The following is an 11,769-nucleotide window of genomic DNA, read 5'->3' as shown; positions in this document are numbered from 1 at the left end:
ATGTCCAAGAACGGTCCGTTGGCCCTCTCGTTTCATGCGCTGGTAGTGATTTTCATGATGGCCCCGCTGGTCGTGGTGTGCCTGGTGGCGTTCACCCCGGAAAACACCCTGAGCCTGCCCACCACCCATTTTTCGCTGCGCTGGTTCAAGGCAGTCTTCGAGCGCGCCGACTTTATCGATTCGTTCTACAACAGCCTGATCCTGGCGTTCGTATCGGCGACGCTGGCCACGCTGATCGCGGTACCCGCCGCACTGGCAATCACGCGTCATACATTTCCCGGTCGCAATTTTTTCAATGCTCTGTTTCTGTCGCCGATCATCATTCCGCACCTGGTGTTGGGGGTGGCGATGCTGCGCCTGTTTGCGCTGATGGGCGTGAACGGCAGCTTCACCTGGCTGATCTTCGCCCATGTGCTGGTCATCACGCCCTATGTGCTGCGCCTGGTACTGGCAGCGGCGATCGGCATCGACCGCAGCGCCGAACACGCCGCCGAGTCACTGGGGGCCGACCGCTTCACGCTGTTTCGGCAGATCACCCTGCCAATGATCCTGCCCGGCGTGGCGGGCGGCTGGCTGCTGGCGTTCATCAACAGCTTCGATGAAGTCACGCTGTCGATCTTCGTTACCTCGCCCGCGACCCAGACCCTGCCGGTGCGCATGTATGTCTACGCCACCGAATCCATCGACCCGATGATGGCCGCCGTGTCGGCACTGGTCATCGCCCTCACCGCCGCCACCATGATCCTGCTCGACCGGGTCTATGGGCTGGATCGCGTGCTGGTCGGCAAACACTAACCCGGAGCTTTCACGTTATGGCATTGCTGAAACGACTGACCGAACATGATCGCCCGGTTGTGCCCTTCACCCTTGACGGCGAGCCGGCCAGCGGTCTGTTGGGCGATACCTTGCTGACCGCGGTACTGACCGCCAGCGACCACTTGCGCGGCAGTGACTTCAGTGCCGAACCTCGTGCCGGTTTCTGCATGATGGGCGCCTGCCAGGACTGCTGGGTGAGGCTGGGTGACGGTCAGCGCGTGCGTGCCTGTTCGACGCTGCTGGAGGCCGGTCAGGCAGTGATTCGTGAGCCGGGGCGGTGCGTATGAGCGATCAGGCCATTGCCATTATCGGCGCAGGACCGGCCGGCATTCGCGCCGCCCAGACGCTACTGGCCCACGGCATCAAGGCCTGCCTGATCGATGAAGGGCTGCGCGGCGGCGGCCAGATCTACCGTCGCCAGCCGGACAACTTCCAGCGTTCGGCCAAGGCGCTCTACGGCTTTGAAAGCGCCAAGGCGGTCGCGGTGCACGAGGCGCTCGACACGCTGGCAACGCAGATCGACTACCGGCCGCAGACGCTGGTCTGGAACGCCGAAGATCATCAACTCGATACCCTGCAAAACGGTAACGCCGCCACCCTCGACTTCAGCCACCTGATCGTCGCCACCGGTGCCACCGACCGAATTCTGCCAGTATCCGGCTGGACCCTGCCCGGCGTGTACAGCCTGGGCGCAGCGCAGATCGCGCTCAAATATCAGGGCTGTGCAATTGGCCAGCGTGTGGTGTTTTGTGGCACTGGCCCGTTGCTGTACCTGGTCGCCTACCAGTACGCCAAGGCTGGCGCGAAGGTGCTGGCGGTGCTCGACAGCGCGCCGTTTTCGGCACAATGCAAGGCATTGCCGGCGCTGCTGGGCCAACCGGCGCTGCTGGCCAAGGGCATCTATTACCGCGCGTGGCTGAGCACACACGGCATTCCCGTGCATCAAGGTGCGCAGCTCACACGCATCGACGGCGAAAAACGCGTAGACGGCATTCAATGGCAACGTAACGGCAAATCGGGCCGCCTGGCCTGCGACGCGGTCGCTTTCGCCCATGCGTTGCGCAGCGAGACGCAACTGGCCGACCTGCTGGGCTGCGAATTCGCCTGGAGCCCGCTCAACCGGGCATGGCTGCCGACCCGCGACGACTGTGGACGCAGCAGCGCGTCAGGCATCTACCTGGCGGGCGACGGCGCGGGAATCATGGGCGCGGACGCTGCGGAAATGGCTGGAGAACTGGCCGCGCTCGGGCTGCTGCAAGACATCGGTGTTGTCGCAGACACTGCACGTATCGATACGCTGAAAACCGCACTGCGACGCATCGAGCGCTTCCGCCACGGGCTGGAAACCGCGTTTCCCTTCCCTGAGGACTGGGCCGCCAACGTGGCGGATGACACGCTGGTGTGCCGCTGCGAAGAAGTCTCCGCAGGCGAGATTCGCAGCGCCGTGCAGGACGGCCATTGGGAGATCAACCGGGTCAAGGCCATGTGCCGGGTCGGTATGGGTCGCTGCCAGGGCCGGATGTGTGGCCTGGCCGCGGCCGAGATCATTGCCCGCGAGAGCGGCCTGCCCGTCGAGCACGTCGGCCGCCTGCGCGGTCAGGCACCGATCAAGCCACTGCCCTTCGGGCTTGATACGCAGCGCATGGAGAAGCCATCAGTGGAGACGCAAGCATGAGCACACTGATTGAAACCGATGCGATTGTCATCGGCGGCGGCATCGTCGGCGCCTCGGCAGCCTTGACGCTGGCCCTGAAGGGCAAGCGGGTCGCCGTGCTGGAGCGCGATTTTTGCGGGTCGCACTCCAGCGGCGTCAATTACGGCGGCGTACGTCGTCAGGGCCGTACGCTGTCGCAGCTGCCCTTGTCGCAACGGGCGCACCAGATATGGGGCAATCTGCGCGAACTGATCGGCATCGACGGCGAGTACCAGCGCTCGGGCCATCTCAAACTGGCGCGCAGCGAACAGGACATGAATGCCTTGCGCGCCTACGCCGAAGCCAGTCAGGGATTCGGCCTGGATTTGCAGTTGCTTGATCGCGATCAACTGCGCGCCCGTTATCCCTGGGCAGGCGATGTTGCTGTCGGTGCATCCCTGTGCGCTGACGATGGACACGCCAATCCACGCCTGGTCTCGCCGGCCTTCGCCCGCGCTGCGCGTCGGGCAGGCGCACAGGTGTTCGAGCAAGCGCCGGTCAGCGAAGTCAGCCACGACGGCAACGCCTTCGTCGTCACGACCGCCAGCGGCCTGACACTGCGCGCCACCTGGCTGCTCAACTGTGCCGGGGCGTGGGCCGCAGCGCTGGCAGCACAATTCAACGAACCGGTGCCGATGTATTCGGGGCATCCGGCGATGCTGGTGACAGAACCGCTGCCGATGTTCATGGACGTCAGCACCGGCGTCGAAGGCGGCGGCATCTATGCCCGACAAGTGGCACGCGGCAATTGCGTCCTGGGCGGCGGACAAGGCTTTGCTCTCGACCCGGCGCGCGCCAGACCGGGGCAGGCGGCGGTGCTGGATATCCTGCGCAACGCCGTCGAGCTCTACCCGCCACTCGCCGGCGCTCAGGCGATCCGCACCTGGAGCGGCACCGAAGGCTACCTGCCGGATCGCGAACCGGTATTGGGCCCGAGCCTGAAACAGCCGGGTCTGCTGCATGGCTTCGGTTTTGCCGGGGCGGGCTTTCAGATCGGCCCGGCAGCGGGTGAAGCGCTGGCCGAATGGGTCTGCGACGGCGCCTCACGGATCCCGCTCGATGCCTTTTCCATCGGCCGCTTTCAGCAAATCGCCCTGCAACCCCCTGCTATCGAACCTGTTACGAACGTCATCCCATTGCACAGAGGAAGGTCGTCCCTATGAAAAGCACCAAACGTCTCGCCCTCACCGGGCTGTCCTGCCTGCCGCTGGCCGCCGCACTACTGTCCACGCCTGCCCGGGCCGAAACCACGCTGTACCTGGGCATGAACGGCGGGACCATGGAGCGCCTGTATGCCGATCAAGTGCTGCCGGCTTTCGAGAAGGCCAACAACGTCAAGGTGGTGATCGTGCCTGGCACGTCGGCCGATATCCTCGCCAAGGTTCAGGCGAGTAAGGACAACCCGCAGATGCACGTCATCTTTCTCGACGACGGCATCATGTACCGGGCCATTTCCATGGGCCTGTGCGACACCCTGAAACCCAGCGCCAGCCTGGCCGACCTCCCTGAAAAGGCCAAAATCAAGGAACAGGCGGCAGCCGTCAGCCTGGGTGTGACCGGCCTGGCCTACAACACGCGAATGTTCAAGGAACAGGGCTGGAGCGCGCCCACCTCGTGGATGGACCTGGCCGACAAACGTTTCAAGGACAAGGTGGTGTTCCAGTCACTGGCCTCCTCGACCTTCGGCCTGCATGGCTTTCTGATGTTCAACCGTATCCAGGGCGGCAGCGAGAAAGACGTCGAACCCGGCTTCAAGGCCTGGCCGAAAACCATCGGCCCGAACGTGCTGGAATACATCGCCAGCTCGGCCAAGATCTCGGAAATGGTGCAGACCGACGAAGCCGCCCTGTTCCCGCTGACGCCGACCCAGGTCACCGCCCTGAAGATCAAGGGCGTACCGGTGGAGTACGCATCGCCCAAGGAGGGCGGCGTGGTGTTGAACGTGGCTGAATGTGCGATCGCCAACAACAACCAGCCGGAGCTGGCGCAAAAGCTGGCGGCCTATCTGCTGACCCCGGAAGCACAGGCGCCTGCGCTGGAGTTCGGTGACCAGATCCCGTCGAACCCGAAAACCCCGACCACTGACAAGACGCGCAGTCAGGTCGAGGCCATGGAGAAGTACCTGGAAACGGCGGTGACCATCGACTGGGATCAGGTCAATCAGATCCGTCCCGAGTGGAACGCACGCTGGAGCCGCAGCATCGAGCGCTAGCCCGACGCACGCCTGCACGCTGGATGCGCCCGTACCGGCCGCCAGCGGCAGCGTTTTGCAACCGCCCGGCAAATTATTTCAACTTATTACCGCATAGGGCAGTCCCACCGTTACGCCCTCTTCTCAAGGCGCATTCAACGGTGGTTCTTTCTCTATGAGTTTTCTGGTCTGCATGGGCGTGCTCGGCGTTTTATTGATGCTGTTGGCACTGACCTCTTCCTTTTTACGCTGGATGCCGGTGACAACCTCGGCAGTCTGCCTGGCGTTCGGTTTCAGCATCGGCCCGATGGGCCTCGATATCGTCGATCTCGATTTCAAGGCGTCTCATGAGTGGCTTGAGCGCCTGACCGAGGTGGCCGTGCTGTTTTCACTTTTCGGGACCGGCATCAAGCTGCGCTTACCGTTAAAGGGCAAGGCCTGGCACTCGGCGTATTGGCTGGCCGGGCCGGTGATGCTGGCGACGATTGCCGGAGTGAGCTTTGCCGCTCATTACATTTTCGGTATCGACTGGACCATATCCTTATTGCTCGGCGCCATGCTTTCACCCACCGACCCTGTACTGGCGGGAATGGTGCAGGTCAACAGTGCGCAAGATCAGGACCGTCTGCGTTTTGGCTTGTCGGGCGAGGCCGGGCTCAACGACGGCACCGCGTTCCCATTCGTTATTTTTGCGCTGCTCTATCTGACTTCCGGTGGAGGGATGGCCAACTGGGTACAGGACTGGCTGATCAAAGACCTGATCTGGGCAGTGCCCGCTGGCCTTCTGATCGGTTATGGCATGGGCCGAGGGGTTGGCCACCTGATGATTTTTCTGCGCATCAAAAACGCCGACAGTACCACCTCCCCCAACGACTTTTTGGCCCTGGCGCTTATCGCACTGGCTTATGTGGTTGCCCAAAGCGTAGGGGCCTTTGGCTTTCTCTCGGTATTCGCCGCAGGCTTCGGCTTGCGTCAGGCCGAAGTGCGCACCACCCGCTCGGAACTGCCCTCCGAACATGTGGCACAGCCGGTGCTCGGGCACATGACAGCATCACTGGAAAAAGGCACCGTGGCCGAATCCGATGACCTGAGCGATTCACAATTGGCCGCCGGGGTGATGATGGGCGACATGCTGGCGTTCGGCAGTCTGGTGGAGCGCGCAATGGAAGTACTGCTGATCACATTGCTGGGCGCTGCGCTGGCCACTTATTGGGACTGGCGCGCCGTCGGCCTGGGGCTGGCGTTGTTCTGCGTCATACGCCCGGCCAGTGTCTGGCTGCTGGTCAGCCGACGTCTGCTAAACCGGAAACAGAAGGCACTGGTCGGCTGGTTCGGCATTCGCGGCATCGGCAGTCTTTACTACCTGTGCTTCGCTCTTTCCCATGGCCTGGCGGACGACGTCGGGGATGTCGTGATCGGTATGACGCTGTCGGTGGTGGCCTTGAGTATCCTGCTGCATGGCATCAGCATTCAGCCGTTGCTGGAGCGTTACGAGCGCAGCGCTTCAGCCAATCCTGATCCATGACGTCAGCGTGGCGTCGGTAATAGAGCAGGTCGATGAGCGTATCGGAACAAGCAATTGGACTGCGGCATTTCGACTCGGTTAGCGTGGCGTCATGCAGCCGGTGCAAACAGCAATGCGTGCAGCTACTATGTAATCCGTACAAGGCACTTTGCCAGTCTGCGATCAGGCCTGAAGTCGGCACGCTGTAATTTGGCTGAACCCTGGTAACGCACTGGCCTCCAAACCCGGTAATACAGCCCACTCGATTAGTTAGAAGGTGAAATGTCAGAACCCGTCCTGATGGACCGCTTTGCACGTAAAGTCGATTATCTGCGCATGTCGGTCACTGACCGCTGCGATTTTCGCTGCGTGTACTGCATGGCCGAAGAGATGACGTTTCTGCCTCGGCAACAGATTCTGTCGCTGGAGGAGATCCTCCAGGTGGCCGAGCGCTTCGTGGCACTGGGTACGCGCAAGATTCGTCTTACCGGTGGTGAACCGCTGGTGCGTGCAGGCGTGGTAGGGCTTTGCGAAAAGATCGCCGCCCTGCCCGGCCTGCGTGAACTGTGCATGACCACCAACGGTTCGCAGCTGGACAAGCTGGCTGCCCCGCTGTTCAAGGCCGGTGTCACACGCCTGAACATCAGCCTGGACAGCCTTGATCCCCAGCGTTTCCGCGAGCTGACCCGCACGGGCGATCTGCACAAAGTGATTGCGGGCATCGATGCCGCCAACGCCGCCGGTTTTGTGCACACCAAGCTCAACTGCGTGGTGATGCACGGTCGCAACGATGATGAGATCAACGACCTGCTGGCGTTCGCCATCGATCGCAACCTGGATGTCTCGTTCATCGAAGAGATGCCGCTGGGCATCATCAGCGAGCACAGCCGCGCCGAGTCCTTCTACTCCAGCGATCAGGTGCGCGAACGCATTGCCGAACGTTACACGCTGGTGCCGTCGACTGATTCGACTCAGGGGCCGTCGCGCTACTGGCGTCTGGCCGAGGCACCGGGCATCCGCATCGGTTTCATCTCCCCGCACAGCCATAACTTCTGCGGCACTTGCAACCGCGTGCGCATGACAGTCGAAGGTCGCTTGCTCTTGTGCCTGGGTAACGAGCATTCCGTGGATTTGAAAGCGGTACTGCGCGCCAATCCCGGCCAGCCGGAAAAGCTCGAAAAAGCCATCATCGACGCCATGCAGCTCAAGCCGTGGAGCCACAACTTCACCCACGACGATGGTGTGCAGGTGGTCCGCTTCATGAATATGACGGGCGGCTGAGCAGCCGCCCTGAAGGATGACGCCTCATACGAGGCGTTATTTATTTAGCGGCCTTGCGAAAGAACAACGTGATCTGCCCGACTTCGACACCCAGCTTGGTCATCGAAGAACGATTGGCCATGGTCTGCTCGTCGATCAGGTACATCCAGTCATCCAGGCTCACGTCATACTCGGTGCCATCCACCGGCAGCCTGAGCACATAGTTCCAGTGGAAGCTGTTGCCTGACACTTCGCCATAGGCCTCGCCAACCACGTCACCTGCCGTACCCTTCCAGCGCCCTGGACCATCGGGACGCAAGCGCCACTCCCGCACCTGCTTGGTGCCGTCGCTGTAACTGAAGGCCTCGTGCATGACCAGCACTTCGCCTTCGCTGTGCCCGTCGATCACCACGGTGAAGCGCTTGGTGACTTCACCAGAGCGTTTTTGAAACATTCCCCAGGCCTCGACACGCCCGGTGAAGTACTGGCGCAGATCGAGCTTTGGCGCTTCCTGACTGTAACGGGTTACCGGCACGCCACCGCAGCCGCTCAGTACAAGCCCCACACACAGCATTAACATCCACTTTCTCAGCATGCGCCCTCCTTGATGGGTCATGAGCCGGTACTGCCGAGCAACTGCTCGCGAAGTTCGGGGTTACGGGTTTTCGGGTCCAGCCAGATGGAAAAGAAGGCCTTGGCGAACTGGCTGTCGGGCACCACATGCTGGAGCTTGTCGCCAACATAAAACCGCGCTTCGCGACCAGGCAGGTAGACGCCGGTAATCTTCATGCCCGGCTGAACGTCGACAAATGACTGGTTCATCTGCTGTCGCCATTCGGTCAGTTGCTGCTCATTCACCTTCGACCCGGAAATACGCTTGATCTCATCGATACTGGCATCGACCAGATCTTCACGATCAATGGCGCGATGGTAGGTCAGTTCAAGTGCCAGTGGCGCGTCTGCCACGAAAGGTTTGACCGGGCTGAGCAATCGGGCCGTATAAACACGAAAGCCGAACAGACTAAGGTCTCCGCCGCCGACGACCTGAGCATTGGGCAATGCCTCGCGCCAGTCCGCCGAAGCGCCGGCGCTGAGTAACATCACCAACCATAACCATCGTGGCGCACGCATCGGCAACCTCATCTATGTCATGTGCAGGCACTGCAGTGGCAATCACGGCAGGCAGCGAGTGAAGACAGTCAGGGTCGCTGACTCATGGCCGGAATCTATACCACCGAAAACACTTTGTACAACCTGTAGACCATCGCCCCTCTTGGCGCCGAAAAGCAAAAAGCCTGTTCCCGACCGGGATCGGGAACAGGCTTCAGGACCTGCGGTGCCCTGGGCTCAGGCAACCTGCGAGTGCGCCTGCCGGCGAGTCTTCTGCCATTCGCCTTTCAGCGCCTGCAGCGTGTCCTCCATGTAGGCGCGATCGGCAGCGGCTTTCTTGCCGACATAACCCTGGCCACGACGGAACATCTTCAGGGACGCGCGCAGTTGCGGATGCGCATCACGAAACTCGTGCTCCTGGGTGAACGGCGACATGGCGTCGACGCGAACTTCACCCGACTCGGCAACCCAGGCGATATGGTTATCCAGCGTGTCTTTGCACGCAGCAAACAGACGAGCCAGTTCATCAATAGTCGGTTGTGTGTTGATATTCATGTTGATGCCCCTTCGCTCATAGACTGTTCAATAATTGATACATCAAGTTCATTCGCCAGAACTTCAGCAACGCAACACGATTGAGTGTGCGTCGAATACCGTTCCAGCCCTCAAGGACATGCAGGTAGCCTTGATGAAGAGCCGCTACACAGCGGCATCAGCGTAGAGAGAAGAAGTCACGAAACCCAAAGACCCGGCCCAGGATCGGTAATCGATCCATTACAAGCATCATGAGGACATTTCGCCAGCTTCTCGCCCTTATCGACGACAAATGCCAGTTCAGCTCCATCAATCTGCCTTGTGGGCAGCCTACATCCGGGAACATCTCGACGGCTTGCCGAGCCTGTTCATCACACCTTTTGCAGCGCTCCCGATCAGGGAGACAGCTGCATAATGCAAGGGCAAATGGGGTGCGTCAACAATTATGTAGTGATTATTTTTAGTCACTACATAATCGTAAGCGGAACGTGGGGTTACATGAAAAGGTGACTGAAGGGTCATGACTGACAGGCTATCAAGGGTGATCAGTTACCGCGGCACGACAGTATCCGGGGACCAACAAAAAGGCCTGAAAGCTTTCGCTCCCAGGCCTTTCACAACACACGAGCAACTGACTGTCAGCTCACCTTGAAGCGGCCCACCAGACCCTGCTGCTGCTCAGCCAGACGCGCCAGTTCGCGGCTGGTGACGGCGGTCTGCTCGGCACCGGCACTGACCTGGATGACCAGCGAGTTGATGTCATCGACGTTGCGATGAATCTCTTCGGCAACCAGACTCTGCTCTTCCGCGGCAGAAGCGACCTGGATGTTGCGGTCGCTGATGGTCGCGATGCCTTCGGCGATCTCTTCCAGCAGTTCACCAGCGCGTACGACATTGCTGGCACCCTCCTGCGCCTTGCCCAGGGTTTCCTGCATCGACGCTGCTGCGCGTTCCGAGCCGGACTGCAGGTTGGCGATCATTTTCTGGATGCTGACGGTAGAGTCCTGAGTCTTCTTGGCCAGATTGCGCACTTCGTCGGCAACCACCGCGAAACCACGCCCCTGCTCGCCGGCACGAGCAGCCTCGATGGCTGCGTTGAGCGCCAGCAGGTTGGTCTGGTCGGCGACGCCACGAATGACATCGAGCACCGAGGAGATCGAGTTGCTCTCGCCCTTGAGCTCGTCAATGATCCGTGAAGTCTCTTCAGCCTGCACCGAGAGCCCCTGAATCAGGCCGATGGTGTTGTCGATTTCGGTCTTGCCCTGCACGGTGCTGTTGTTGACGCGCTGTGACATCTCGGCCGCGTCGGTGGTGCTGCGCGCGACATCCTTTACCGTGGCACTCATTTCGCTGATGGCAGTGGCGACCTGATCAGTGCCCTGGCGTTGTTGCGCCACGTTCTGACTGGTTTGCAACGCCACAGCGGAAGACTGCTCGGCGGCGGTGGCAACCTGCGCCGTGGCGCTGCCGATTTCACTGATGACCTCACTGATCTGATGCGCCATGTTGTCCAGATTGCGCGAGATCTCGCCGAACTCGTCCTTGCCGACATAACGGGTCCGGGCGGTCAGGTCGCGGGTGGAAAGTGCCATCAAAGTGCGGTTCACATCGACAACCGCGACCTTGATGTTGCGGATGATCACCGACGCCAGCCACAACACTACGATCAGCATCAGAACGACAGTGGCAACCGCCACGTACAGGCTGCTCTGAGCGGAGCTGCGCGCATCCGTTGCCAGGCCGACGACGTTCTGGCCAAGTTCTGCTTCTACATTGGCCATCATGTCGATACGTGCGGTAGAGAGGTTGAACCAGTCTTCCGGCTTGACGTTGAGCGGGTCACCCAGCGGAGTATCGAAGCCCAGACGCTGCAAGCGCGCCACTTCGAGCGATCCTGGTTGCTGCAGAACGGCATTGAGTTTGGTTTTGAAGGCTTCCGGCGACCAGCGCTGGAACGCTTCGAAGTAACCGGAGAACTCGCCCAGGTTGCGACTGAAGCGTGATAACAGTGCGGCGTCGAAACGGTTCTGGTTGAATGCCAGGCCGAGCAATACACGTTCGCGACCGGCACGCTCCTTCATATCCACGAACTGATTGAGCGAACTCAGGCCGCGCAGTATTTCCGGATCCTCGATGCTCGATTCCAGTGAATAGGAGAAGCCGATGAGGGTTTTGATAATGTCAGTAAAACGCGTGCCGGATTCTGTGCTGTTGATCCCGAGTGTATCGACCTTGAGGCGCAGGGCGATCAGGTCCTCGAACGCACGGTTGACCTTTTCCGGGCCGGGAATGCCGTCAGTCGACTGAGCGCGCATCTCGCTTATCGCCTTGTCGGTTTCCTGACGAAACGTCTTCAGTTTGTCCTGCATGGACTTGCCGCCGCTGCCCAGAAACACGCCGCTGGCCCCGCGCTCGCGCTGGAGAGTGGTGACGACGTCACTCAGCTTCTGTGCGGCACTGCTGGCCGTCACTGCGCGCCTCATGTCACCGAGATTTTCGCTTTTGTCAGCCACGAACAGACCTGCGAAGGCCAGAAAGCCCAACAGGGGAAATATTAAAATAAGCAGCAGTTTCATACTCAAAGGAGCATTTCTAAGCATTGCAGACCTCATGACGTGCAGACTTTTCTATAAAGACTATCCAGGGCGTAACGTTCTGTAG

At 60.6% G+C, this 11,769-nt stretch carries 11 protein-coding genes; 7 read left to right on the top strand and 4 right to left on the bottom strand.

Features of this window, described 5'->3' with window-relative positions; genetic code table 11:
- From BLR20_RS02665 to moaA, 7 genes are all read left to right on the top strand, one after another.
- Positions 1 to 795 (top strand): ABC transporter permease, encoded by a 795-nt coding sequence (locus BLR20_RS02665; protein ID WP_003348289.1) that lies wholly within the window; start codon positions 1 to 3, stop codon positions 793 to 795.
- 17 nt (positions 796 to 812) lie between these two features.
- The gene (locus tag BLR20_RS02660; protein ID WP_054992896.1) at positions 813 to 1,103 is read left to right on the top strand and encodes a (2Fe-2S)-binding protein; all 291 of its coding nucleotides are present in this window, start codon (positions 813 to 815) and stop codon (positions 1,101 to 1,103) included.
- A complete protein-coding gene (locus BLR20_RS02655; protein WP_054992897.1) occupies positions 1,100 to 2,491 on the top strand; it encodes an FAD/NAD(P)-dependent oxidoreductase in 1,392 nt (463 codons plus the stop codon). Before BLR20_RS02660 ends, BLR20_RS02655 begins: the two co-directional genes overlap by 4 nt.
- Positions 2,488 to 3,672 (top strand): NAD(P)/FAD-dependent oxidoreductase, encoded by a 1,185-nt coding sequence (locus BLR20_RS02650; RefSeq protein ID WP_054992898.1) that lies wholly within the window; start codon positions 2,488 to 2,490, stop codon positions 3,670 to 3,672. Before BLR20_RS02655 ends, BLR20_RS02650 begins: the two co-directional genes overlap by 4 nt.
- Positions 3,669 to 4,721: an ABC transporter substrate-binding protein gene (locus BLR20_RS02645; protein WP_054992899.1), complete on the top strand. Its 1,053-nt coding sequence runs from the start codon at positions 3,669 to 3,671 to the stop codon at positions 4,719 to 4,721. The genes BLR20_RS02650 and BLR20_RS02645 overlap by 4 nt, the downstream gene beginning before the upstream one ends.
- 154 nt (positions 4,722 to 4,875) lie before the next feature.
- Positions 4,876 to 6,225: a cation:proton antiporter gene (locus BLR20_RS02640; RefSeq protein ID WP_054992900.1), complete on the top strand. Its 1,350-nt coding sequence runs from the start codon at positions 4,876 to 4,878 to the stop codon at positions 6,223 to 6,225.
- Between the two features lie 261 nt (positions 6,226 to 6,486).
- Positions 6,487 to 7,485, top strand: a complete 999-nt coding sequence (moaA, locus tag BLR20_RS02635; RefSeq protein WP_003317890.1) for a GTP 3',8-cyclase MoaA — start codon at positions 6,487 to 6,489, stop codon at positions 7,483 to 7,485.
- 40 nt (positions 7,486 to 7,525) lie between these two features.
- Here the strand turns inward: moaA and BLR20_RS02630 are convergent, their stop codons facing one another.
- The 4 genes from BLR20_RS02630 to BLR20_RS02615 all read right to left on the bottom strand — a co-directional run bounded on the left by BLR20_RS02630 (position 7,526) and on the right by BLR20_RS02615 (position 11,708).
- On the bottom strand, positions 7,526 to 8,059 hold the full coding sequence (locus BLR20_RS02630) for a DUF3833 domain-containing protein (protein ID WP_054992901.1): 534 nt from the start codon (positions 8,057 to 8,059) through the stop codon (positions 7,526 to 7,528).
- A 17-nt stretch (positions 8,060 to 8,076) separates the two neighbouring features.
- Complete coding sequence (locus BLR20_RS02625) at positions 8,077 to 8,595, bottom strand: chalcone isomerase family protein (protein ID WP_010432665.1); 519 nt, start codon at positions 8,593 to 8,595, stop codon at positions 8,077 to 8,079.
- A gap of 216 nt (positions 8,596 to 8,811) precedes the next feature.
- Positions 8,812 to 9,129: a hypothetical protein gene (locus BLR20_RS27700; RefSeq protein WP_032613878.1), complete on the bottom strand. Its 318-nt coding sequence runs from the start codon at positions 9,127 to 9,129 to the stop codon at positions 8,812 to 8,814.
- Positions 9,130 to 9,746: 617 nt separating this feature from the next.
- Complete coding sequence (locus BLR20_RS02615; RefSeq protein WP_054992902.1) at positions 9,747 to 11,708, bottom strand: methyl-accepting chemotaxis protein; 1,962 nt, start codon at positions 11,706 to 11,708, stop codon at positions 9,747 to 9,749.
- Positions 11,709 to 11,769 lie beyond the last annotated feature (61 nt).

The organism is Pseudomonas congelans (genome assembly GCF_900103225.1).
Lineage (GTDB): Bacteria > Pseudomonadota > Gammaproteobacteria > Pseudomonadales > Pseudomonadaceae > Aquipseudomonas > Aquipseudomonas congelans.
This window is presented reverse-complemented; position numbering and strand designations above follow the sequence as displayed.